The organism is Intrasporangium sp., from assembly GCF_030452765.1.
Taxonomy (GTDB): Bacteria; Actinomycetota; Actinomycetes; order Actinomycetales; family Dermatophilaceae; genus Intrasporangium_A.
In genome coordinates this window covers 35316-58118 of record NZ_JAKDLO010000003.1, presented here as the reverse complement: position 1 = coordinate 58118, position 22803 = coordinate 35316, and the positions used below count along the sequence as shown (strand labels likewise).

Genomic DNA, 22803 nt, shown 5'->3' with positions numbered 1-22803 from the left:
GGTTAAACGCTGACCATTGCCGAACAGCGACGGGGGCCCCCTCCCCCGCCGGTGGGGAGGCCCGCGTCACGGTCACGGTGTGCGTGACGTCAGCTGACGCCGTCGCACCCTTGGATCGCGTCGCGCAGGGCTGCTGCCTCGTCCGGAGTCATCTCGACGACAAGACGACCGCCACCCTCGAGCGGCATACGCAGCACGATGCCGCGGCCTTCCTTGACGACCTCCAGCGGTCCGTCTCCGGTCCTCGGCTTCATTGCTGCCATGACTCCCCTTCCGTTGACATGCGTGGGTGCTGCGACCATTATTCCGGACCGCCTCGGCGAGTCCTAATCGCTACCGGGTTCCCGGCCACGTGGGGTTCGCGAGACTTCCCCTCCACGGCATCGATGGGCCAGAGTTGCCGACATGACCGAGATCGCGCACGAACCACCCCTTCAGCTCGAGACCACCGACGGGGTCGCCTGGGTGCGCCTGTGCCGTCCGGAGGCCATGAACAGCCTCGACCTGGCGCTCAAGCAGGCGCTCCGGGACACGTTGGAGCAGGTCGCGGCCGACGCCGAGGTGCGGTGTGTCGTGCTGACGGGCACGGGCCGGGCCTTCTGCGTCGGGCAGGACCTCAAGGAGCACCTGGCCAACCTCACGGCGGGCGAGGCGACCCTGGGCACCACCGTCACCGAGCACTACAACCCGATCGTCGAGGCCCTCGCTGGGATGGACAAGCCGGTTGTCGCCGCCCTCAACGGCGTGGCTGCGGGCGCGGGGGTCAGCTTCGCCCTCGCCTGCGACTTCCGCGTCGCGGTCGACACCGCCTCGATCAACACCGCGTTCGCGGGTATCGCGCTCTCGTGCGACTCCGGCGCGTCGTGGCACCTGCCCCGGCTCGTCGGGCCTGCCCGAGCCAAGGAGCTGCTCTACTTCCCCCGATCGATCCCCGCGGCCGAGGCGCTCGAGCTCGGCCTGCTCACCAAGGTCGTGCCCGCCGAGGCGTTCGACGACACGGTCCGCGAGCTCGCCACGATGCTGGCGCACGGGCCGACGCTCGCGTACGGCTCGATCCGCCGGGCAGTCGCCTACAGCTCGACGCACGCCCTGCCCGAGTCACTGGCGCACGAGGGAGAGCTGATGAGCCGCACGGGTGCCACCGCCGACCACCGGGCCGCGGTGGATGCGTTCCTCGCCAAGCAGAAGCCGGTCTTCACGGGTCGCTGATCCGCCGCGGACCGACCCGATCGTGACCCGACGGCCTGTGTCGACGTGATGCAGAGCCTGGCTATGTTCCACCCAGGAATCGTCTCGCAAAACGAGATCAGCTCGAACGTGCACCGCGGCCCGCCGGCCCAGGGTGCCATCGTGGCGCCCGGACGTGTTCCGTTGCCGATCCTGTCCGGAACGGCCTCACGGCGGGTAGTCGGTCGGCGGCACGAAGCGCCACAGGGTGTCGGTCCACCAGTACTGACCGATGACGAACAGGACGAGCACGGGGACCGCCCGGACGAGCAGGCGAGGCCAGGTGTTGCCGCGCCGATCGGACCACCCGGCCCCGACCACCGGAACGAGGAGCGGGAAGAGAGGAACGAGGTAACGGACGATGCTCGTGAACGGGTCGAGGACGGCCGCGAGGTAGAGGGGGTAGGCCAGCGACCACGTGCGCAGGTCGGCGCGGAGGGCGGCACCCCACGGTCCGGCGACCAGGGCGACGATGGCGAGCGGGACGGCCACGAGCATGACGGGTCCCCAGATCTCGCCGAGCCACCACGTGGCGACCCCGAGCCAGGGTGTGAAGGGCTCGACCTGCCCGGAGCCTCGCCAGGCAGCCATCGTGTCGGTGTAGGCGCTCGGGCTGCCGATGCGCCACCATGCGACGGCCGGCCACAGCAGGCCGGCGACGGCGCACCCGACGAGGGCGGCCGCCATGGACGCGCACTCCCGAGTGGCGATGGGGCGGTGGCCTCGGTCGCGCCACCGGAACACGACGACCACGAGGGTCACCAGGCCCAGGGGCACGCCGATCGGTCTCGAGAGGCCGACGAGGACGGCGACAGCGGCGGCGACCAGCCAGCGCCGACGGTCCAGGGCATACAGATACCCGACGAGCAGCAGCATCGCGAGCGCCTCGGTGTAGGCCAGCTGAAGGGTGACCGATGCGGGGAAGCTCGCCCACAGCACGACGACCACGAGCGCCGCTCGGCTTCCGATCCGGTCACGCAGCAGCAGGCCCATGAGCAGTGCTGCCCCAAAACCGCAGACCAGCGCAACGGTCGAGCCGACCGCGGGGAAGTCGAGCCCGGTGATCCCCATGAGCGCTCGCGAGGTGAAGGGGAACAGCGGGTAGAAGGCCCACGGGTTCTGCTGGACGTGGCCGTCGGGACCGACCGGGAGCACGTCCGGGTACCCGTGCAGCGCGATCCGCTCGTACCACTGCCCGTCCCACAGGGCGGTGAAGCTCCAGTACGTGACCGGCACGTCGGGGCCCCCCGTCATCCCGCTCGGCACCTGCCTCGGCAGCACCGCGAGCAGGATGACGGTCGTGACAGCCCGGCACGCCGCGTAGAGCACGAGGACCAGCAGGCCGAAGGTGAGGCGGGTGCCGCCCGAGCGGGTCGTCATCCGGCCGGAGGCGCCTCCTGCGCCGATGCCCGCAGGACCGCGATCTGCTCGTCCTTCTCCCTCAGCTCACGACGGAGCCGGCCGATCACGGCGTCGACCTGGCTCATACGGTACCCGCGCAGCCCGACGTCGAACTGGAGACGCTCGAGGTCGGCGTCGGTCAGCTCGTCGTCGGGCAGAGGTTCGTGGCTGAGGCTCGAGGTCGGCCGCCCCATGCCGCCACCGAGATACCCGAGCACGAGTGCCGCGACCCCGCACAGGACGACGATCCCGGCGAGGAGGAAGACCCAGCTCACGCCGGGGGCTCCTGGTAGGTCTGGATGGCCCGGACCGCCTCCGCGGGGTCATCGGTGAGGGTGAGCCGGTCGATGTCGCCCGGCCCGATCATCCCCTCGGCAAGGGGTCCCCCACGCAACCAGTCGATGAGCCCGCGCCAGTAGGCCGTGCCCAGGAGCACGAGCGGGAAGTCGGTCACCTTGTGGGTCTGCGCCAGGGTCAGGGCCTCGAAGAGCTCGTCGAGAGTGCCGTAGCCACCGGGCAGGACGATGAACCCCTCGGAGTACTTCACGAACATCGTCTTGCGGGCGAAGAAGTAGCGGAAGTTGATGCCGAGGTCCACGTAGGGGTTCAGGCCCGCCTCGAAGGGCAGCTCGATCCCGAGCCCGACGGAGCTGCCGCCGGCCTCGAACGCCCCCTTGTTGGCCGCCTCCATCGCCCCCGGCCCACCACCGGTGATGACGGCGTACCCCGCCTCGGCAGCGAGTCGCCCGACCTCGACACCCAAGGCATACGCGGGGTCCTCGGGCAGGACCCGCGCCGACCCGAACACCCCGACCGCCGGCCCGAGCTCGGCCAGCGTGCCGAAGCCCTCGACGAACTCGGACTGGATCCGCATGACGCGCCACGGGTCGGCGTGCAGCCAGTCGGTCCGCTGCCTCCGGTCCAGCAGGCGCTGGTCCGTCGTCGTCGCCGGAACCCGCTCACGACGCAGGGTCACCGGACCCGAGCGGCGCTCACCGTCTCCCCTGGTGGGGGGCTCGGCGTCGGTCTTCTCGCCCGGTCCAGGATGTGTCACAGGGCAACCCTATGCGCGTGGACGGCGCGCGGTGCTCACGAGAGCCAGCGCAGCAAGGCCCGCTCGGCCCGCGCATACTGCTCGACCGGACAACGCTCGTCGTCCATGTGGGCCAGGTTCGGGTCGCCGGGACCGAAGTTGACGGCCGGGATGCCGAGCTCGGAGAACCGGGCGACGTCGGTCCAGCCCTCCTTCGCGCCGACCGGCAGGCCCAGAGCCGCGACGAACGCCTCGGCAGCCGGCAGGTGCAGGCCCGGCCGGGCCCCCGCCGCGGCATCACCGAGGACACACTCGAACCCGTCGAACACCTGCCGCACGTGCTCGAACGCCTCATCGACCGACTTGTCCGGCGCGAACCGGTAGTTGACCGTGACCACACATCGGTCGGGGATGACGTTGCCGGCGATCCCACCGCTGATCCCGACCGCCTGCAGCGCCTCGTGGTAGTCGAGCCCGTCGACGGCGACCGTCTGGGCCTGGTAGCCCGCGAGCCGCGACAGCACCTGGCCCGCGTCGTGGATCGCGTTGTGGCCGTTCCACGGCCGAGCCGAGTGGGCCGCAACCCCCGTCGTCACGACGTCGACCCGCAGCGTACCCTTGCACCCGCCCTCGATCGCGGCGCACGTCGGCTCGAGGAGTACGGCGAAGTCACCCTCGAGCAGCTCCGGCCGGCCCGCACCGAGACGCGCCAGCCCGTTTCGCTCCGCCTCGACCTCCTCGCACTCGTAGAAGAGGAAGGTGAGGTCACGACTCGGGTCGGTCGCCCGGGCGGCCACCTTGAGCATGACGGCCACGCCCCCCTTCATGTCCACCGTGCCGCGTCCCCACAGTTCGTCGCCGAGGACCCGGGTCGGCACGTTGGGCAGCTCACTGCCGGGGAAGGTGCTGATCGGCACGGTGTCGAGGTGCCCTGCCAGGACGACCCGCTCGGCGCGACCGAGGTCGGTCCGGGCGACGACCGTGTTCCCGTCCCGCAACACCTCCAGGTGCCCGAGCCCTCTCAGCTCCGCCTCGACGGCATTTGCCAGAGCACCCTCGTCCCCACTCACGGACGGCACGTCGCAGATCGCGGCGGTCAAGGCGATGACGTCACTGGACAGGTCTAGGACCGCGGGCGCGCGCGTTGGGTCGGTGGGCGGCATACCGGAAGGCTAGCGGCAGCCTGCTCACCACTCGGGCCACGTTTCGCCTGCTCACGGGCGCCCCCCTACCCTTGCCGCATGGCTGAGCGCACCGCATGGGGACACGGGCTCGTGACGACCACCGAGGACGGCCAGACGCTCGACGCCTGGTTCCCCCGGCCCACGCTCGGTGCGGCCACCGCAGACACCGAGCCACCCGCCGAGCTCGCCCTGCTGGCCGGGCAGGACAAACGTCGCCGCGTCCACACGCAGGTCCGCCTCGTCGAGATCGACCTCGACGCAGCGCCGGCCGGCACGAGCGACGCCTACTTGCGCCTGCACCTGCTCTCGCACTGCCTGCTCAGGCCGAACACGATCAACCTCGACGGCCTGTTCGGCGCGCTGACCAACGTCGTGTGGACCAACCACGGCCCGTGCGCGGTCGAGGGCTTCGAGCAGACCCGTCTCGCGCTGCGCGGGGACGGCCCGGTCCAGGTGTACGGCATCGACAAGTTCCCCCGGATGACCGACTACGTCGTGCCGGCCGGGGTGCGGATCGCCGACGCCGACCGGGTCCGGCTCGGGGCCCACCTCTCCCCCGGCACGGTCGTCATGCACGAAGGGTTCTGCAACTTCAACGCGGGCACGCTGGGCACCTCGATGGTCGAGGGCCGGATCAGCCAGGGAGTCGTCGTCGGTGACGGCTCCGACATCGGCGGGGGCGCGTCGATCATGGGGACGCTCTCCGGCGGGGGGACGGAACGGATCAGCATCGGCACACGTTGTCTCATCGGCGCCAACGGTGGCGTCGGGATCTCCCTCGGCGACGACTGCGTCGTCGAGGCGGGGCTCTACGTGACCGCCAGCACGAAGGTGACCCTGCCGGACGGCACCGTCGTCAAGGCCCGCGAGCTGTCGGGAGCGAGCAACATCCTCTACCTGCGCAACAGCTCGACCGGCGCCGTCGAGGCCCGCGACCGCGCGGGCACCGGCATCACACTCAACGAGGCACTGCACACGAACTGAGCCGGAGCGCCGGCTCCCCGGGAAAGGGAACCGATGTCGACCGACCGTCCCGGCCTGGCTCTCGACGAGTCCCGCCGGCCACGATCGACCGCTGACCGCTCGTCGCGTCGTCGGCGACGCTCACTCGTCCTGCTCCTCGTCGCCGGCCTCGTGGTGGGTGCCGGCTGGTTCGGCGTGTCGGCCCTCATCCGGGCTGCCCGGACGCCGGTCTGCACGATCACCGCCTCGGGCATGACGGAGACCTTCGACCCGGAGCAGACCGCGAACGCAGCCCTCGTCACCGCCGTCGCGATCAACCGCGACCTGCCGGCCCGGGCAGCGACGATCGCGCTCACGACCGCCTACCAGGAGTCGAAGATCCGCAACATCCGCTTCGGCGACCGTGACTCGCTCGGCCTCTTCCAGCAGCGCCCCAGCCAGGGATGGGGCACGGCCGAGCAGATCCTCGATCCCGTCTACTCGACGAACCGGTTCTACGACGAGCTCGTCAAGCTCAAGGGCTACGAGCAGGCCGACATCACGACGATCGCCCAGAAGGTGCAGCGCAGCGCCTACCCGGAGCTCTACCGCGATCACGAGGGTCAGGGCAGGGTCCTCGCCTCGACCCTGAGCGGGTGGTCACCTGCGGGGCTCACGTGCCGTCTCGACCCGGCGACCTCGCACGCCGCGCCACCGGACGTGGCCTCGGCCCTGAAGACGCAGATGGGCGTGCAGGCATCGGCCGACGGGGACGGCCTGACGGTCCAGACCCAGGGCCAACGCCAGGCCTGGGCGGTCGGGCACTGGGCGGTCGCCATGGCACAGACCTACGGCATCACCCGAGTCACCGTCGGCGAGCGCGCCTGGGACCGCGACCGGAGCGCGGACGGCTGGTCGGACGGCGCTGCGACGACGACGGTCCGGATCTCCCTGTCCTGACCTCGTCCGACTGGTGTGTGGGTCGGGTCAGCGCTGGCCGACCGGCACGAACGCCCGCTCGGCCTCTCCGGTGTAGACCTGGCGCGGCCGGCCGATCTTCGTCTCGGGGTCGGTCATCATCTCGCGCCACTGGGCGATCCAGCCGGGCAGGCGGCCGATCGCGAACAGGACGGTGAACATCTTGGACTCGAAGCCCATCGCCTTGTAGATGACCCCGGTGTAGAAGTCGACGTTGGGGTAGAGCCGGCGCTCCACGAAGTAGTCGTCGGCGAGGGCGACCTCCTCGAGCTGCTTGGCGATATCGAGCAGCGGGTCGTCGGCGCCGAGCTTCTCGAGCACGTCGTCGGCCGACTTCTTGACGATCGCGGCTCGGGGGTCGTAGTTCTTGTAGACCCGGTGGCCGAAGCCCATGAGCCGGACCCCGGCCTCCTTGTTCTTGACCTTCTCCATGAACTTCTTCGGGTCCTCGCCCGACGCGCGCAGCTCGCCGAGCATCTCGAGGACCGCCTGGTTGGCGCCACCGTGCAGCGGCCCGGACAGGGCGTGGATGCCTGCGGAGACCGAGTTGAACAGGTTGGCCTGGGCCGAGCCGACCAGGCGCACCGTCGACGTCGAGCAGTTCTGCTCGTGGTCGGCGTGCAGGATGAACAGCTGGTCGAGGGTCTTGACGACCACCGGGTCGAGCTCATAGTCCTCGGCGGGCATCCCGAACGTCATGCGCAGGAAGTTCTCCACGATGCCAAGGGCGTTCTCGGGGTAGATGAACGGCTGGCCGACGCTCTTCTTGTGGGCGTAGGCGGCGATCGTCGGCAGCTTGGCCAGCAGCCGGACCGTGGAGATCTCCACCTGCTCGGCGTCGAACGGGTCGAGGCTGTCCTGGTAGAACGTGCCGAGCGCCGAGACCGCGGACGACAGGACCGGCATCGGGTGTGCATCACGGGGGAAGCCGTTGAAGAAGGCCTTCAGGTCCTCGTGGAGCATCGTGTGGCGCCGGATGCGGGCATCGAAGGCCGCGAGCTCGTCAGCCGAGGGCAGCTTGCCGTAGATGAGCAGATAGGCGACCTCGACGAAGCTCGACTGCTGGGCGAGCTGGTCGATCGGGTACCCCCGGTAGCGCAGGATGCCCTGGTCGCCGTCGATGTAGGTGATGGCGCTCTTGCAGGACGCCGTGTTGACGAAGCCCGCGTCATAGGCGACCAGACCGGACTGCTTCAGCAGTGACGAGACGTTCAGCCCGTCGTTGCCCTGTACCGCATCGACACCGGGGAAGGTGACTTCCGTGTCTCCTACCTTGAGGGTCCCGTCCACTGCGTGCGTCACTGTTCCATCGCCTCCTCGGGGTTTGCCCCTGGCGGGGTCGGAGTGTCTCGCCCGCGACGTTACCCCAGCAAGGACCCACTGCGGCAACCTGAGCGTGCTCCCGGTGCATCTGTGACGACTGAGATCACAGCCGCGAGGACCCCAGCCGCGCGCATGCCGCCTCGATCCGCTCGTCGGTGGCGGTCAGGCCGATCCGGACGTGGCGGCCACCCGGCGGCCCGTAGAAGGAGCCCGGGGCCACGAGAATGCCGCGGTCGGCGAGGTGGGCGACGGTCTGCCAGCAGCCCTCGTCGCGGGTGGCCCACAGGTAGAGACCGGCCTCGGAGTGCTCGACGCGCAGGCCGGCGCTCCGTACCGCCGCGACGAGCCGCTCGCGCCGTCGCCCGTATGCCGCTCGCTGGGCCGCCACATGCGTGTCGTCCCCGAGTGCGACCGCGGCTGCGTGCTGAACTGGTGCGGGCATCATCATCCCCGCGTGTTTGCGCACCTCGAGGATCCGCGCGATGAGGGCTGGGTCGCCGCCGACGAGCCCCGCCCGGTAGCCCGCGAGGTTCGACTGCTTGGACAGGGAGTAGACCGCGAGCAGGCCCTCGTGGCTGCGCCCGCACACGTCGGGGTGCAGGATGCTCGGGGTCGCCTGCCCGGCGTGCCCCGGGCGCCAGTCGAGCTCGGCATAGCACTCGTCGCTCGCGACGACGACCCGGTGGGCCCGGGCCCACTCGACGACCTTGCGCAGGTGCTCGACACCGAGAACCCGGCCGTGTGGGTTGGCTGGGCTGTTGACCCAGAGCAGCTTCGGCGTCGTGGCCGGCGTGAGAGGCCCAAGGCTCGTCAGGCCGTCCGTGGCAACGGGGGTCGCGCCCGCGATCCGGGCCCCGACGTCATACGTCGGATAGGCGATGGCCGGGACGCCGACGATGTCTCCGGCGCCGAGACCGAGCAGGGCCGGCAGCCAGGCCACGAGCTCCTTGCTGCCGATCGTCGGCAGGACCGCGTCCGTTCCGATCGTGACGCCGCGGCGCCGGGCGAACCAGGCGGCGACCGCACTGCGGAGCTCCGCGGTCCCGACGGTCTGGGGGTAACCGGGAGCGTCGGCCGCTTCGCCGAGTGCGCGCTGCACGAGGTCCGGCGTCGGGTCCACGGGGGTGCCGACCGACAGGTCGACGATGCCGTCCTCGTGCGCGCTCGCCCGCGTCTTGTAGGGCGCGAGCGAGTCCCAGGGGAAGTCGGGCAGGTCGAGGACGGCCACGCGGCGGTCACACGTCGTGCTGCTGCGGCGGGAGCGCCTCGATGATCGGGTGGTCCTTGTCGATGAGGCCGAGCCGGGCCGCGCCACCGGGGCTGCCCAGGTCGTTGAAGAACTCGACGTTGGCCGTGTAGTAGTCGCTCCACTCCTCGGGCACGTCGTCCTCGTAGTAGATGGCCTCGACGGGGCAGACCGGCTCACAGGCACCGCAGTCGACGCACTCGTCCGGGTGGATGTAGAGGGACCGGTTGCCCTCGTAGATGCAGTCGACCGGACACTCCTCGACGCACGCCTTGTCCTTGAGGTCGACGCAAGGCAGGGCGATGACGTAGGTCATGGACGGAGTCCTCCTCGGCGCGGTGGTCTGCGGCAGCCCTAGTATGCCGGACATGACTGGCTTTGCCGCGACCGGTCCATCGGACTCCGGGCGGGCTCCAGACCCATCCGGCCGGCTCACCGTGGGTGAGCGCGTCGTCGTGCGATACCTGCTGCCCCCCGGTTCGGAGGCGGGAGCGACGGACGTCCTCGGGACGCTGCGCTCCCGGGACGAGCAGAGCCTCGTCGTCGAAAGCGCCTTCGGATCGGTGACGATCCCACGCCGCTCGGTCGTCGCCGCCAAGGATGTCCCACCGCCACCGAGCCGGGCCGGACCGGCACACAAGCGGGTGGGCGTCGACGACCTCGAGGCGCTCATGGCCACAGGCTGGGTCGCCTTGGAGCAGAGCCGTCTCGGTTCGTGGCTGTTGCGTTCGACCCCCGGTTTCACCGGACGGGCGAACTCGGCGCTGCCCCTCGGCGACCCGACCCTGCCCCTGGGTCGCGCGGTCGACTTCGTCGAGAAGTGGTACCGCGAGCGGGGTCAGGACCCGATGTTCCAGCTCCCCGGACCGGTGGGCTTCGACCCGGCCGACACCCAGGTCGGCGCCCACCTGCTCGGACGGCGCTACACCGTGCGGGGCGGGCACGCGCCCGGCCGGCACGTGCAGGTCATGACCGCGCCCCTCGGCGCTCTGCCGCCCCTGACCGAGCAGTCCCCACCGGTGCTCGGCGACGCCCGCCTCCAGCCGGAGTGGCTGATCGCCTACGGCGAGTCGCGCACCGTCGTCCCCGGGGTGACGGAGAGAGTCCTGACGGGCGGCCGGGGACAGCTGTTCATGTCCGTCAAGGACGAGACGACCGGACGGACCGTCGGGATCGCCCGGATGGCGATCCACCCGGGATGGGCCGGGATCTTCGGCCTGTGGGTACGCCCCGGTCACCGTCGCCGCGGGATCGCGACCGCCGTCGTCTCGGCGATCGGGATGGCCGCGCGGGACAACAACATGCTGGCTCTCTACATCCAGGTGTCGAGCGAGAACGCGGGGGGCATCGCCTTCTGGGAGGGGCTCGACTTCACCCGCCACCACGACTACCTCTACCTGGCCCCGGCCGAGTCCTGAGCGTCAGGGCTTGGCGTCGGGGTTCGTGCAGATGATCCGGTTCTCCGGGATGTAGTGGGTGTGCACGTCCTCGCTCCGCACGAGCGTCGACGACCCCGGCCGGTACCACTGCCGGGTCACCGTCACGTCGAAGCCCGGGTTGGGCCGCTGGGGGTAGCACTTGAGCGCGTCGTCGCGAACCGTCTTGGGCGGCACGACGTCTCGCCGCGGCCCCTTGACCGACTTGACGTCCCACGTCTTGCTCGACCAGATCCGGCCGTGGACGTAGCCGTCCTCGACCCAGGTCTGCAGGAGCATCCCGTGTGGCGTGTCGTTGCGCCACTTGTTGTCGACCGTCGGCCAGAACACGGTTGCCTCGCGACCCTCGGGGTAGCGGGGGATGAAGAAGGCGTGCGGGGTCGCCTCGATGATGTCGGCACCCGCGAAGTAGGCCATGTTGTAGATCGTCGTGGAGACCTGGGAGATGCCGCCGCCGGTACCCCGGGTCAGCCGGCCGTCGACGATGACGGTGCCGTCGGCGTAGCCCTTGGCGGTCGTCCGCTCGCCGAGAACCCCGTTGAGCGAGAACGTCCCTCCAGCAGGCACGTAGGTGCCGTCGATCGTCCGTGTCGCGACGACGAGGTTGTGGGTCCGGGTCGTGTCCCGCGGCGGGAAGGGAGACCTGAAGTCGACGACCAGCTCCTCGACCCCGGCGCGGTCCGCGTCGGAGGTGGTGAAGGATGGCCGCGTCACGGTGGGTTTGATGGTCACGGTCCGCGCGTCGGAGGTCATGGCCGCGATGACCTGCTGCGTCACGGCCTGCTCGTCGACGGCTGACCCGTCGGTGGACGGCACGATCCTCGGCCGGCCGTTGCCGGGCGCGAAGGCCCAGTGCGCGTTCCTGGCCGGCTTCGTCCTGACCTTGACCGTCTCGGCGATGACGTCGGCGAGCTTGGCCTCGTCGTACTGCGGCTTGAGGCCACCGGCTCCGTCGGGGGTGAAGGAGATGGCCGTGGCGAACCGCTCGGGCTGGAGGGCAGCTCGTCTGCCGTCGGCAACGAGCACGATCGGGGCAGAGACGGCCTCGCGGGCGAACCCTTCCGCGGTCGAGCGGATGCGGTCGGCGCTGACCTTCGGCTCGAGGTCCTTGAGAACCGCCGTCGCCGTCGCCGCGTCCGGGAAGGCGCGCCGCAGCGCGAGCTTGGTCTCCGCTATGTCGAGCACACGCCCGGCCCGAGGCAGGGTGACCCGCACATCGCCGTCCTCGAAGCCGACGCTTCCCTCGACCACGGGCACCTGCACCGAACGTGCCATCTGCTCGAGGTAGCCGGTCAGCCGGTGGTCGTCCACGCGCGTCAGCAGCGGCCGCTGCTCCGACCCGGTCAGCTTCTCCCACACGATCCGAGGGTCGAGGCTGAAGCCGGTGAGCCCGTCGAGGCTGGCCTCGGTATCGACAGAGAAGCCTGCCTTGCCCGGTTCGACCTGGATGGTGCGATCGGTCCCGGGCACCGCGACGACGACAGGGGTGGCGAGCAGCGTCGCGGCCTGCCGTTCGACGGCGGCGGCGGCGGCCGGGGACATGCCGCCGATCCTGGTTGCGCCGACGCTCGCGTCGGGCGGGACATGCCGAGACGTCCAGGCGCAGAGGCCGATATAGGCGCCGCCGAGGACAAGCACCGAGGCGACGAGCCGCAGGACGGTACCGCGACGGTCGTTGGGGGCCATGGCTCCTCCGGAGGGGTCTACCTGTCGGGACGATAGCCCCGGCTGGACGTCATACGCGGGGGCCGCGCCGTGCGCGAGCGTCCCGTACCCGAATCGTTGCCAGCGGCGCAGGTCGTGCCCTCAGGAGAAGAGTGAGCGGTGCCGTTCGCCGATGCCGATCGGCTCCCAGGTCCGCGGCTCGACCCGGCCGAAGCCCTCGCGTTCGCTCGTGCGGGCTGCGATGTTGTTCGACAGGGCGTGCACGTCCTCGCTGACCACGGTGACCTGCGTGCGATGTGCGCGCAGTGCGGCGTTCTTCACCGCGCGCGCCGCGGTGTCCTCGACGACGTGGGTGACCCTGGCATCCGGGACGACCGACGGCGGGAAGGGGTCGTCCGCACCAGGCAGGACGAGGCCGTATGCCGCCGCGCCGAGCTCCGGCAGGAGGGCGCGGTCCTGCTGGGCCCACGAGTGCGCGATGAGGATCTGGAAGACCCGAGAAGGCCGGTCCTCGCCGGCGAGCCGGGACAGGGCGGCTCGGGTGACCCGGTGGGTCTGGATGTGGTCCGGATGACGGTAGCCGCCCTCGGGGTCGTAGGTGACGACCAGCTCTGGGCGGACGGCACGGATGACCTGGGCGACGAGCTCGGCGGCCTCGTCGGGGTCGGCGCCCGCGAACGCCTCGGGGCGAGTGGCCGCGTCGGAACCGGCCATCCCGGAGTCGCGATAGCGCGAGAGCCGGCCCGAGTCGGGGTCTGCACCCAGGACGTGCAGGTGTGCGCCGATCCGCGACATGGCCTCCCGCAGCTCGCGGTACCGGAAGGCAGCCAGAGCGTCATCCGAACGTCCCTGGAGGTAACGCAGCTCGGGCGGGATGACCTCACCTTCCTCGCCCAGGGTGCAGGTCAGGACGTGGACCTCGTCCCCGGCCGCCACGTGATGGGCCATCGTCACGCCGCACGTCAGCGTCTCGTCGTCGGGGTGGGCGTGCACGAAGAGCAGACGACGGGGCATGGGTCTCCGATCATCGGACGGTGACGATGGCGAGGTCCACGATGCCACCCTCGCACCAGCCATCCAGGCCTGGTGGGCGATGTGCGACCCCCACGGCTCAGCCCTCCGCCTTGGCGGCAGCCCTGGCCCGGGCCGCGGTGCGAGCCCGATCGTGCGCGTCGAGGACCACCTTGCGGATCCGGACCGCCTGCGGCGTCACCTCGACACACTCGTCCTCACGGCAGAACTCGAGGCTCTGCTCGAGAGAGAGCCGGCGCGGCGGGACGAGTCGCTCGAGGACGTCGGCCGTCGAGGACCGCACGTTGGTCAGCTTCTTCTCCTTGGTGATGTTGACATCCATGTCGTCGGAACGAGAGTTCTCGCCGACGATCATGCCCTCGTAGACCTCCGTCGTGGGCTCGACGAAGAGCGTGCCGCGCTCCTGCAGGTTGAACATCGCGTAGGTCGTCGCCGGCCCGCTCCGGTCCGCGACGAGCGAGCCGGTCAGCCGCGTCCTGATCTCCCCGTGCCAGGGCTCGTAACCATCGAAGACGTGGTGCGCGATCCCGGTGCCCCGGGTCTCGGTGAGGAACTCGGTGCGGAAGCCGATCAGGCCGCGCGAGGGCACGACGAACTCCATCCGGACCCAGCCGCTGCCGTGGTTGGTCATCTGCTCCATCCGTCCCTTGCGGGAGGCGAGCAGCTGGGTGATCGCGCCGAGGAACTCCTCGGGAGTGTCGATCGTGAGGCGCTCGACAGGCTCGTGCACGGCGCCGTCGACCTGCTTCGTGACGACCTGCGGCTTGCCGACGGTCAGCTCGTAGGTCTCTCGCCGCATCTGCTCGACGAGGATGGCGAGGGCGAGCTCGCCGCGCCCCTGGACCTCCCAGGTGTCGGGCCGTTCGGTCGGCAGGACGCGCAGGGACACGTTGCCGACCAGCTCACGGTCGAGGCGGTCCTTGACGAGGCGAGCGGTGATCTTGGCCCCCCGGATGCGGCCGGCCAGCGGTGAGGTGTTCGTGCCGATCGTCATCGAGATGGCCGGCTCGTCGACGGTGATGAGCGGCAGCGGACGGGGGTCGTCGGGATCGGCGAGCGTGTCGCCGATCATGATCTCCGGGATTCCGGCGATCGCGATGATGTCGCCGGGGCCGGCCTGCGAGGCGGGCTTGCGCTCGAGACCCTCGGTCATCAGCAGCTCGGTGATCTTGACGCGGTCGACGGTGCCGTCGTGCTTGCACCACGCCACCTGTTGGCCTTTGCGGATGGTGCCGCCGTGCACTCGCAGCAGGGCGATCCGACCGAGGAAGTTCGACGAGTCGAGGTTGGTCACGTGCGCCTGCAGGGGCGCTTCCGTGTCGAACGTCGGCGGGGGGATCGTCTCGAGGATGGTCTTGAACAGGGCCTCGAGGTTCTCCCCGTCGGGCATGCCCCCGTCGGCCGGGCGGCCCAGCGAGGCTCGTCCCGCCTTGGCAGAGGCGTAGACGATCGGGAAGTCGAGGGCCCCGTCGACGTCGGCGCCGGTCTCGAGCAGGTCCATGAACAGCTCGTACACCTCGTCGAGCACCTCGGCGATCCGTGCGTCGGGGCGGTCGACCTTGTTGATGCACAGCACGACGGGCAGCTTCGCGGCCAAGGCCTTGCGCAGCACGAAGCGGGTCTGCGGCAACGGGCCCTCGGATGCGTCGACGAGCAGGACCACTCCGTCGACCATGGACAGCCCGCGCTCGACCTCGCCGCCGAAGTCGGCGTGGCCGGGGGTGTCGATGATGTTGATCGTCATGCCGTCGGTCAGGCCGGCGGCGACGGCGGAGGGACCGTTGTAGTGGATCGCGGTGTTCTTCGCGAGGATGGTGATGCCCTTCTCCCGCTCCAGATCCCCCGAGTCCATCACCCGCTCACCAGTACTCTCGACGGTCTGGTGCGCGTCGAACGCGCCGCCCTGCCACAGCATCTTGTCGACCAGTGTCGTCTTGCCGTGGTCGACGTGAGCGACGATGGCGACGTTGCGGATGTCCGCGCGGGTGCTCTGGGGCATGGGCGTCAGTCTCTCAAGGTCGTGGGGTGGGGCTGTGCATGCGGGCCGCGATGGTCTCGACGATCGGCCGGTCGGCGGGTAGCCATGGCACGTCGTGCAGCGCGCCGCGGTCCAGCCACCGCAGCTGGTCGTGGTCCTCGATGGGCCGCGGGTCACCGCCGACGACCTCGACCAGCCACACGAGCATCTCGTACCGGTCGCCGAGGGGCCAGGTCGTGCCGGGAAGAGGGCCCGGCACGGCGGGTCCGACCACGATGTCGACGCCGAGCTCCTCGCTGATCTCGCGGTGCAGGGCGAGCAGCGGCGACTCGCCGGGGTCGACCTTGCCGCCGGGCAGCTCCCAGCCACCCGCGAGCTCGGCAGGTTCCGTACGTCGTGCCGCGAGCAGCCTCGTTGGTGCGGCGACATCGTCGACCAGGGCGGCCCCGACGACCAGCTGCCTGCCGCCGTGGCCCTGTGTCGGGTTCTCGGTACGCATGACGGAGACGATCGTGACACATGTGCCGTCGATTCCTGGCTCGGCGGACCGGCCCGGTATCCTTCCCCCATGACGTCGTCGCCCCGGGAGGGCCACAGTCCCCGGCCGGGTGACGCCCGGCATCTCCACTCGTTCACGACGGTGCGGTTCTGACGGATGGGTCTCGTTCTCGGCATCGTCCTGGTTCTGGGCCTCACTGCGGGCACCGGCTACTTCGTGGCGCAGGAGTTCGCCTACGTGGCAGTCGACCGCGCCGCGCTGCGTGAGCTCGCCCGGTCGGGTGACGCCGCTGCCGAGCGCGCGCTGCGGGTCACGTCGCGCCTGTCCTTCGCACTCTCGGCGGCTCAGTTCGGGATCACCGTGACTGCGCTGCTCGTCGGCTACGTGTCCGAGCCGCTCATCGGCGTCGGGCTCGCGGAGCTGCTCGGCTTCACCGGCCTCACGTATGCCGCTCGCCTCGGTCTGAGCGTCACCGCGGTTCTCGTGTTCTCGACGGTCGTACAGATGGTCTTCGGCGAGCTGGCACCGAAGAACCTGGCGATCGCGCAGACCGTCGCGGTGGCTCGGGCCTTGAGCCGGAGCACCCTCGCCTACCTTGCCGTCGTCGGCCCCGTCGTCCGCCTCTTCGACAGCGCCTCCACCCGGTTGCTCAGGGCGGTCGGGATCGAGCCGGTGGAGGAGCTCGACCACAGCGCCACGGCCGAGGACCTGACCTCGATCATCGACGAGTCGCACGCCGGTGGGCTGCTCGCCGACGAGCTGTCGGGCACCTTGGAACGCGGGCTCCGACTGCATCGGCTCACGGCCGACGACGCCCTGACCCCACGGGTGCGCACCGTGACGATCGGGGCGCAGGCCACCGTGTCCGACCTCGTCGCACTGCTCGACAGCGGTCATTCCCGCTTCCCGGTCACGGGCCGCGACCGGGACGACATCGTCGGGGTCGCGGGGCTGGCCGAGGTGTTGTCCGTCCCGTCCTGCGAGCGGCCCTCGACGCGCGTGCGTGACGTGGCCTCCCCGGCGAGCCTCGTGCCGGAGAGCGCGCCGCTGGCGCACGTGCTCGACCAGCTGCGTCGGGAGCACCGGCAGCTCGCGGTGGTCATCGACGAACACGGCGGTTTCGCCGGCGTCATCTCCCTGGAGGACATCGCCGAGGAGGTCGTCGGCGACATCTTCGACGAGGAGGACGAGCCCGACACAGGTGTCCTCGCCGATGGGCTGGGTGCCTGGCTCATCCCGGCTCGGCTCAGGCTCGACGAGCTGGTGGCGAGCACCGCGCTGCTGCTCGACTCCGAGGACCCCTTCGAGACGGTGAGCGGCCTCGTGCTCGATCGCCTCGGACGGACACCTGTGATCGGCGATGTGGTCGAGGTCACCGCCACCTCGGAGCAGCCGATCGAGGTCGGTGCACCCGGGGGGACGGTGCGCCGCGTGACGGCCCGCGGTGCTCGTCTCGTCGTCACCGCCGTCGACCGGCATGTGGCGCAGGTGGTCCGTCTCGAGGCCTTGGACACGCCACCTACGTCACCTCACCCGACTGCGGTGGACGAGGCTGAGGGTGAGCCCCGATGATGGCCGCACTCCTGATCTCGGTCCTCCTGCTGGCCCTCAACGCCTTCTTCGTCGCGGCGGAGTTCGCGCTCGTCGCCAGCCGCCGTCACCGTCTCGAGGACCAGGCCCGGGGAGGCAGCCGGGCAGCACGAGCGGCGGTGGCCGGCTCTCACGAGCTCTCGCTCATGCTCGCCGGGGCGCAGCTCGGCATCACGTTGGCGACCCTCGGGCTGGGCGCGCTCGCGAAGCCCGCCGTTGCCGACCTGCTGGGCTCGGCGCTCGGTGCCGTGCGGGTTCCGGACGAGGTCGCTACCGTCGTGGGTGTCATCTTCGCGGTCGCCATCGTCGTCTTCCTGCACATGGTCGTCGGAGAGATGGCGCCCAAGTCGTGGGCGATCTCCCACCCGGAACGGTCGGCGGTGCTGCTCGCGCTGCCGTTCCGGGCTTTCGCTCGCCTGGTCCGGCCAGTCCTGGCGCTGCTCAACGGCATGGCCAACCTGACGCTGCGGCTCGTCGGCGTGACCCCGCAACCGGAGCTCGCCCAGGCTCACGGCCCGCGCGAGCTGCAGCTGCTCATCGCCTCCTCTCGGGAGCACGGCACCCTGACCGAGCCGGAGCACCGGATCCTCGCCGGGGCGATCGACCTGGAGACGCACCGCCTCTCCTCGCTCATGGTGCCGCTCTCGGAAGCGGTGACCATTTCTCTCGGAGCGACGTGCACCGAGGCCGAGGGACTGTCCCGCAGGTCGGGGCGGTCCCGGCTGCTCGTCCTCGACGCCGGGGCACCGGTCGGGCTCGTGCATGTGCGCGACGCCGTCCGCGCACCTGAGGGCAGTCTCATCGACCGCTTCGTCTCCCCGGCTACCGTCCTGCCTCCCGGCCTGACCCTGCTCGAGGCGGTCGAGAAGATGCGGGCCGGTCGTCAGCAGCTGGTCCTGGTCGGCGAACCCGGCCGGCCAGCCGGGTTGGTGTCCATGGAGGACCTTCTCGAGCGCGTCATCGGCAGGTTCGACGACGAGACCGACTGACTGACTGACTGACTGACTGACCTACCCGCCTCCCCATCGAGAGTGCAGTTCTGTCGATCGAGAGTGCAGCTCCCTCCATCGAGAGTGCAACTCAGTCGATCGAGAGTGCAACTCAGTCGATCGAGAGTGCAGTTCTGTCGCACCATCGATCTGGACTACTGCACTGTCGATTGGGACTACTGCACCATCGATCTGGACTACTGCACTGTCGATTGGGACTACTGCACCATCGATCTGGATTGCTGCACTGTCGATCGGGACTACTGCACTGTCGATGTGAGGGTCAGGCGGGTCAGTCGGTGTGGGCCTGGGCACGCACGATCGCGACCGGGATCAGGCAGCGCTGCAGCACCTTGTGGCTGACCGAGCCCAGCGCCATACCGGCGAAGCCGCCGTGCCCGCGGCCGCCCACGACGACCAGGCCCGCGTCGCCCGCTCGTTCGAGCAGGGTCCCTACGGCGCGGGCGTTGCGCAGGTCGATCTCGATCGCCAGGTCGGGGTGCTTGTCCCGGATAGGCCGCAGGACCTGGTCGATCATCTTCCGATATCCGGACTCGACCCTCTCCCACTGAGGTGACCCCTCTTCGGTGACGACGATGCCGTCGACGACCTCGAGCCACCACGTCGTCACCACGACGAGGGCGACGCCTCGGCGCGACGCCTCGTCCCCGGCGACGGTCGCCGCCCGGATGCTGTGGTCGCTGCCGTCGACACCGACGACGACCGGGCGTCGCACGTCTCCCGGGTCGTCGCCGACGACGACCACGGGGCACGAGGCGTGCATCGCCGTGTTGAGCGAGGTCGTGCCGAGCAGGATGCGCTCGAGCGTCCCCTTGCGACCGCTGCCCACGACGACGAGCCTCGCCTGGTCGGACGCGTCGACCAATGCCTGCGACGGGGTCCCCCACGGCTGGCTCGCCGTGACGGTCACAGCGGGGTGATCCGCGGCCAGCCGCGGCAGCGTCCCGTCGAGGGCGCGCGAGGAGCGCTGGCCCAGTTCGGACTCAAGGCCCATGGGGATGAAGCCCGCCTCCCACGCCCCGACGAGGCCGGCGTGCACCTCCTGCGCCATCAGCAGGTGAAGCGGAGCGCCGAGGATCTCGGCCTGGCGAACGGCGAAGGCGAGGACCGTACGGTCCTTGTCAGTGCCATCGAGCCCGGCTACGACCCCGCCGGTCGGCACCTGGTCGTCGCGGGCCGGACGGCCCGGCCGGGTCGCCGCCGAGTCGGCGGTCTGCTCGGGGGCATTGTCGTGTCGGTCTGGGGCACTGTTACGGTGTTCGGCGCTCATGCCCCATTCTCACCCGGTCCGGCCACCGCGCAGCATTCACAGTGTGGGGCAATCTGGGACACGATGGCCTCAGATCGGCCACAATCCCCGCAAGGCCTTTCTTCGCCCCCCTACGACAGGTACGGTTCCTGCAGCCGTCCGGCAGCGCACTGACGACGACCGGATCGGCCCGCACATCAACCAGGAGGAACGTGATGCAGATTCGTCGTGGGGCGGCAGCCCTGGCCGGCGTGGCCACGTTGGGGCTGCTCGTCTCGGCGTGTGGTGCCGGGAACCCCGGCACCAAGAGCGAGAGCACCGCGGGGGCGGGGGCCGGGACCGGGTCGCTCATCGTCGGTACGACCGACAAAGTGGTATCGATCGACCCGGCCGGTGCGTACGACAACGGCTCGATGCAGGTTCAGACGCAGGTCTTCCAGTACCTGCTGAACTTCCCGGAGGGTCAGAACAAGCCCCAGCCGGACGCCGCGGAGAAGTGCGAGTTCACGACCCCGACCGAGTACACCTGCACCATGAAGGACGGCCTGAAGTTCGCCAACGGTGACCCGCTGACCGCCAAGAGCGTCGCGTTCTCGTACAAGCGGATCGTCGACATCAACGACCCGAACGGCCCGGCGTCCCTGCTCGGCAACATGAAGTCGGTCGAGGCCAAAGACGACAAGACGGTCGTCTTCACCCTCAAGAACGGCAACGACCAGACCTGGCCGCAGATCCTCGTGACGTCGGCCGGCCCGATCGTCGACGAGAAGGTCTACCCGGCCGACAAGGTGCTGTCCGACGACGAGGCGGTCAAGGCGCAGGGCTTCTCCGGCCCGTACACGATCGGCACCTACCAGAAGAACCAGGTCGCACAGTTCAAGGCCAACCCGTCGTACAACGGGGCCTTCAACAAGCCGCACGTGGCCGAGGTGACGATGAAGTACTACACGGACGCCGACAACCTCAAGCTCGACATCCAGAACAAGAACATCGACGTCGCGTGGCGTTCGCTCACGCCGACCGACATCGAGTCGCTACAGAATGTCGACGGCCTCAAGGTCTACACCGGCGCCGGTGGCGAGCTGCGCTACATGGTCTTCAACCTCAAGACGATGCCAGGAGACAACGACGCGCAGAAGCTCGCGGTGCGTCAGGCCATGGCCTCGAGCATCGACCGCGACGCGATCTCGACGAAGGTCTACAAGGGCACGTACAAGCCGTCGTTCTCTCAGGTTCCCCCGGGCCTGCCCGGCGCGAACGAGGCGTTCAAGGCCCTCTACGGTGAGAAGCCGAACCTCGACGAGGCCAAGAAGTTCCTCACCGACGCCGGGGTGAGCACGCCGGTGTCGCTGCAGATCTGGTACAACCCGGACCACTACGGCAGCAGCTCGGACCAGGAGTACAACGAGATCAAGCGGCAGCTCGAGGCGACGAACCTGTTCAAGGTCAACCTCCAGTCGGCCGAGTGGACGACATACTCCAAGGAGCGCGCGAAGGACTCGTACCCGATCTACCAGCTCGGCTGGTTCCCGGACTTCCCGGACGCGGACAACTACCTGACCCCGTTCTTCGGGCCGAACAACTTCCTGCAGTCGCACTACTCGAACGACGAGATGAACAAGCTCCTCGTGGCGCAGGTGACCGAGCCGGACCAGACCAAGCGTGAGCAGCTGCTGGGCCAGATCCAGGACAAGGTCGCCAAGGAGGTCCCCACCCTGCCGATGCTCTACGGCGCGCAGGTCGCGGTGGCCAAGGACGACGTCAAGGGTGTCCAGGAGACCCTCGACGCAGCCTTCAAGTTCCGGTTCACGTCCCTGTCGAAGTAACCTCGAAAGCACGTCCGACGGGCCCGGGACAGCTGGCAGTCGCCACGGTCCCGGGCCCGTCGCGTGCGTCGGAAAGCGTGCATCATGACCATCGCAGAGGTCCAAGGCTCCGAGGAACCAACCCCCACCAAGGCGGAGGGACGCAGCAGAGGCGGCATGCCGCCCCTGCTGCGGTACCTGATCATCCGGGTCGCCCTGGTGCCGCTGATGATCTGGATCCTCGTCACCCTCGTCTTCCTGCTGATGCGCGTCATCGGTGACCCCATCACCGCTGCCCTCGGCGGGCGGCTCTCGCCGGAGCAGATCGAGCAACGCAAGGCAGCCGCGGGACTGAGCGGGCCGATCCTGGGACAGTACTGGGACTACCTGACCGGGATCCTCCACTTCGACTTCGGCACCACCCTGACCGACAACCGGTCGATCACGAGCATCTTCGTCGTCAACGGTCTGGCCACCCTCGAGCTGGCCTTCTGGTCCCTGATCGTCGCCTTCCTCATCGGCATCCCGCTGGGCCGAGTCGCGGCCCGCTACCGCGACCGCTACACGGACGTGGTGCTGCGCGTCTTCTCGATCGTCGTCTACGCGGCCCCGGTCTTCTTCCTCGGCCTGCTCTTCAAGCTGGCCTTCTCACCTTTCGGGTGGCCGGTCGCCGGACGGTCGAGCATCGAGACGGAGATCGCCCTGACGAACGTCACGCCGCAGACGCACATCATGATCCTCGACGCGATCCTCTGGGGGAATCCGGACTACGTCTGGGACGTCCTGCAGCACGCGGTCCTACCGGCGTTGACCCTCGGCCTGCTCACCGGAGGGGTGTTCCTGCGGCTCGTGCGGATCAACCTCATCGGTACGCTCGGCGCCGACTACGTGACCGCGGCGCGAGCCAGAGGCGTGTCGGAGCGTCGGGTCATCCGCAAGCACGCCTTCCGCAACGCCCTCGTTCCGGTCGTGACCGTGATGGGCATGCAGATCGCGCTGCTGCTCGGCGGTGCGGTGCTGACCGAGACGACCTTCGAGTGGCAGGGCCTCGGCTACACGCTCGCCCAGTACCTCATCAAGCGGGACTTCATCGCAGTGCAGGGCATCGTCACGCTCTTCGCGATCGTCGTCAGCATCGCCAGCCTGGTCATCGACGTCATCGTGGCCTTCGTCGACCCGCGCGTCCGGTTCTGAGTCAGGAGCAC

General features: G+C 69.7%; 21 protein-coding genes. 8 read left to right on the top strand and 13 right to left on the bottom strand.

What is annotated here, in order from left to right:
* Window positions 1–89: 89 nt before the first annotated feature.
* Window positions 90–263, bottom strand: a complete 174-nt coding sequence (locus tag L0H79_RS01025; RefSeq protein WP_076262632.1) for a DUF3117 domain-containing protein — start codon at window positions 261–263, stop codon at window positions 90–92.
* A gap of 142 nt (window positions 264–405) precedes the next feature.
* Here L0H79_RS01025 and L0H79_RS01020 point away from each other — a divergent pair, with 142 nt between their 5' ends.
* Window positions 406–1209 carry an enoyl-CoA hydratase/isomerase family protein gene (locus tag L0H79_RS01020; protein ID WP_301482666.1) on the top strand — a complete coding sequence of 268 codons (804 nt, stop codon included), beginning with the start codon at window positions 406–408 and terminating at the stop codon, window positions 1207–1209.
* A 186-nt stretch (window positions 1210–1395) separates the two neighbouring features.
* Here the strand turns inward: L0H79_RS01020 and L0H79_RS01015 are convergent, their stop codons facing one another.
* The 4 genes from L0H79_RS01015 to dapE form a co-directional block, all read right to left on the bottom strand.
* Window positions 1396–2607, bottom strand: a complete 1212-nt coding sequence (locus tag L0H79_RS01015; protein WP_301482665.1) for a hypothetical protein — start codon at window positions 2605–2607, stop codon at window positions 1396–1398.
* Window positions 2604–2903, bottom strand: coding sequence for a DivIVA domain-containing protein (locus L0H79_RS01010; protein ID WP_301482664.1), 300 nt, complete (start codon window positions 2901–2903; stop codon window positions 2604–2606). The genes L0H79_RS01015 and L0H79_RS01010 overlap by 4 nt, the downstream gene beginning before the upstream one ends.
* Entirely contained in the window at window positions 2900–3604 is a 705-nt protein-coding gene (locus L0H79_RS01005; protein WP_301482672.1) for a TIGR00730 family Rossman fold protein, read from the bottom strand. Before L0H79_RS01005 ends, L0H79_RS01010 begins: the two co-directional genes overlap by 4 nt.
* 113 nt (window positions 3605–3717) lie before the next feature.
* Window positions 3718–4824 (bottom strand): succinyl-diaminopimelate desuccinylase, encoded by a 1107-nt coding sequence (gene dapE / locus L0H79_RS01000; protein ID WP_301482663.1) that lies wholly within the window; start codon window positions 4822–4824, stop codon window positions 3718–3720.
* Between the two features lie 78 nt (window positions 4825–4902).
* Between dapE and dapD the strand changes: the two genes are divergently transcribed.
* Entirely contained in the window at window positions 4903–5829 is a 927-nt protein-coding gene (dapD, locus tag L0H79_RS00995; RefSeq protein WP_301482662.1) for a 2,3,4,5-tetrahydropyridine-2,6-dicarboxylate N-succinyltransferase, read from the top strand.
* Window positions 5830–5862: 33 nt separating this feature from the next.
* The gene (locus L0H79_RS00990; protein WP_301482661.1) at window positions 5863–6747 is read left to right on the top strand and encodes a hypothetical protein; all 885 of its coding nucleotides are present in this window, start codon (window positions 5863–5865) and stop codon (window positions 6745–6747) included.
* A 27-nt stretch (window positions 6748–6774) separates the two neighbouring features.
* On the opposite strand, the gene L0H79_RS00985 is transcribed toward L0H79_RS00990, so the two are convergent.
* The 3 genes from L0H79_RS00985 to fdxA form a co-directional block, all read right to left on the bottom strand.
* Window positions 6775–8055: a citrate synthase gene (locus L0H79_RS00985; protein ID WP_301482671.1), complete on the bottom strand. Its 1281-nt coding sequence runs from the start codon at window positions 8053–8055 to the stop codon at window positions 6775–6777.
* Window positions 8056–8191: 136 nt separating this feature from the next.
* On the bottom strand, window positions 8192–9316 hold the full coding sequence (dapC, locus tag L0H79_RS00980) for a succinyldiaminopimelate transaminase (protein ID WP_301482660.1): 1125 nt from the start codon (window positions 9314–9316) through the stop codon (window positions 8192–8194).
* A 7-nt stretch (window positions 9317–9323) separates the two neighbouring features.
* Window positions 9324–9650, bottom strand: coding sequence for a ferredoxin (fdxA, locus tag L0H79_RS00975; protein ID WP_301482659.1), 327 nt, complete (start codon window positions 9648–9650; stop codon window positions 9324–9326).
* 52 nt (window positions 9651–9702) lie between these two features.
* Here fdxA and L0H79_RS00970 point away from each other — a divergent pair, with 52 nt between their 5' ends.
* On the top strand, window positions 9703–10752 hold the full coding sequence (locus L0H79_RS00970) for a GNAT family N-acetyltransferase (protein ID WP_301482658.1): 1050 nt from the start codon (window positions 9703–9705) through the stop codon (window positions 10750–10752).
* Between the two features lie 3 nt (window positions 10753–10755).
* Here L0H79_RS00970 and L0H79_RS00965 read toward each other — a convergent pair whose 3' ends face one another.
* From L0H79_RS00965 to L0H79_RS00950, 4 genes are all read right to left on the bottom strand, one after another.
* Complete coding sequence (locus L0H79_RS00965) at window positions 10756–12456, bottom strand: VanW family protein (protein WP_301482657.1); 1701 nt, start codon at window positions 12454–12456, stop codon at window positions 10756–10758.
* Window positions 12457–12576: 120 nt separating this feature from the next.
* Window positions 12577–13449 (bottom strand): N-acetyl-1-D-myo-inositol-2-amino-2-deoxy-alpha-D-glucopyranoside deacetylase, encoded by an 873-nt coding sequence (gene mshB / locus L0H79_RS00960; protein WP_301482656.1) that lies wholly within the window; start codon window positions 13447–13449, stop codon window positions 12577–12579.
* Between the two features lie 97 nt (window positions 13450–13546).
* Window positions 13547–15466 (bottom strand): translational GTPase TypA, encoded by a 1920-nt coding sequence (typA, locus tag L0H79_RS00955; protein ID WP_301482655.1) that lies wholly within the window; start codon window positions 15464–15466, stop codon window positions 13547–13549.
* Between the two features lie 13 nt (window positions 15467–15479).
* Complete coding sequence (locus L0H79_RS00950; RefSeq protein ID WP_301482654.1) at window positions 15480–15944, bottom strand: (deoxy)nucleoside triphosphate pyrophosphohydrolase; 465 nt, start codon at window positions 15942–15944, stop codon at window positions 15480–15482.
* A 156-nt stretch (window positions 15945–16100) separates the two neighbouring features.
* Between L0H79_RS00950 and L0H79_RS00945 the strand changes: the two genes are divergently transcribed.
* The gene (locus L0H79_RS00945; protein ID WP_301482653.1) at window positions 16101–17516 is read left to right on the top strand and encodes a hemolysin family protein; all 1416 of its coding nucleotides are present in this window, start codon (window positions 16101–16103) and stop codon (window positions 17514–17516) included.
* Window positions 17513–18523 carry a hemolysin family protein gene (locus L0H79_RS00940; protein ID WP_301482652.1) on the top strand — a complete coding sequence of 337 codons (1011 nt, stop codon included), beginning with the start codon at window positions 17513–17515 and terminating at the stop codon, window positions 18521–18523. Before L0H79_RS00945 ends, L0H79_RS00940 begins: the two co-directional genes overlap by 4 nt.
* A 292-nt stretch (window positions 18524–18815) precedes the next feature.
* Here L0H79_RS00940 and L0H79_RS00935 read toward each other — a convergent pair whose 3' ends face one another.
* Window positions 18816–19814 carry a universal stress protein gene (locus tag L0H79_RS00935; RefSeq protein ID WP_301482651.1) on the bottom strand — a complete coding sequence of 333 codons (999 nt, stop codon included), beginning with the start codon at window positions 19812–19814 and terminating at the stop codon, window positions 18816–18818.
* 194 nt (window positions 19815–20008) lie between these two features.
* On the opposite strand from L0H79_RS00935, the gene L0H79_RS00930 reads away from it, so the two are divergent.
* Complete coding sequence (locus L0H79_RS00930; protein WP_301482650.1) at window positions 20009–21619, top strand: ABC transporter substrate-binding protein; 1611 nt, start codon at window positions 20009–20011, stop codon at window positions 21617–21619.
* Window positions 21620–21703: 84 nt separating this feature from the next.
* Window positions 21704–22792: an ABC transporter permease gene (locus L0H79_RS00925; protein WP_301482649.1), complete on the top strand. Its 1089-nt coding sequence runs from the start codon at window positions 21704–21706 to the stop codon at window positions 22790–22792.
* Window positions 22793–22803 lie beyond the last annotated feature (11 nt).

What these genes read in the sequence shown, in the direction of transcription:
- mshB (WP_301482656.1), bottom strand. Translation starts at nt 13,449, where the DNA reads ATGCCCCGTCGTCTGCTCTTCGTGCACGCCCACCCCGACGACGAGACG.
- L0H79_RS00935 (WP_301482651.1), bottom strand. Translation starts at nt 19,814, where the DNA reads ATGAGCGCCGAACACCGTAACAGTGCCCCAGACCGACACGACAATGCC.
- L0H79_RS01020 (WP_301482666.1), top strand. Translation starts at nt 406, where the DNA reads ATGACCGAGATCGCGCACGAACCACCCCTTCAGCTCGAGACCACCGAC.
- L0H79_RS00940 (WP_301482652.1), top strand. Translation starts at nt 17,513, where the DNA reads ATGATGGCCGCACTCCTGATCTCGGTCCTCCTGCTGGCCCTCAACGCC.
- L0H79_RS00930 (WP_301482650.1), top strand. Translation starts at nt 20,009, where the DNA reads ATGCAGATTCGTCGTGGGGCGGCAGCCCTGGCCGGCGTGGCCACGTTG.
- L0H79_RS00945 (WP_301482653.1), top strand. Translation starts at nt 16,101, where the DNA reads ATGGGTCTCGTTCTCGGCATCGTCCTGGTTCTGGGCCTCACTGCGGGC.
- L0H79_RS01025 (WP_076262632.1), bottom strand. Translation starts at nt 263, where the DNA reads ATGGCAGCAATGAAGCCGAGGACCGGAGACGGACCGCTGGAGGTCGTC.
- L0H79_RS00965 (WP_301482657.1), bottom strand. Translation starts at nt 12,456, where the DNA reads ATGGCCCCCAACGACCGTCGCGGTACCGTCCTGCGGCTCGTCGCCTCG.
- L0H79_RS01015 (WP_301482665.1), bottom strand. Translation starts at nt 2,607, where the DNA reads ATGACGACCCGCTCGGGCGGCACCCGCCTCACCTTCGGCCTGCTGGTC.
- L0H79_RS00925 (WP_301482649.1), top strand. Translation starts at nt 21,704, where the DNA reads ATGACCATCGCAGAGGTCCAAGGCTCCGAGGAACCAACCCCCACCAAG.
- fdxA (WP_301482659.1), bottom strand. Translation starts at nt 9,650, where the DNA reads ATGACCTACGTCATCGCCCTGCCTTGCGTCGACCTCAAGGACAAGGCG.
- L0H79_RS00970 (WP_301482658.1), top strand. Translation starts at nt 9,703, where the DNA reads ATGACTGGCTTTGCCGCGACCGGTCCATCGGACTCCGGGCGGGCTCCA.
- L0H79_RS00990 (WP_301482661.1), top strand. Translation starts at nt 5,863, where the DNA reads ATGTCGACCGACCGTCCCGGCCTGGCTCTCGACGAGTCCCGCCGGCCA.
- typA (WP_301482655.1), bottom strand. Translation starts at nt 15,466, where the DNA reads ATGCCCCAGAGCACCCGCGCGGACATCCGCAACGTCGCCATCGTCGCT.
- L0H79_RS00950 (WP_301482654.1), bottom strand. Translation starts at nt 15,944, where the DNA reads ATGCGTACCGAGAACCCGACACAGGGCCACGGCGGCAGGCAGCTGGTC.
- dapD (WP_301482662.1), top strand. Translation starts at nt 4,903, where the DNA reads ATGGCTGAGCGCACCGCATGGGGACACGGGCTCGTGACGACCACCGAG.
- dapE (WP_301482663.1), bottom strand. Translation starts at nt 4,824, where the DNA reads ATGCCGCCCACCGACCCAACGCGCGCGCCCGCGGTCCTAGACCTGTCC.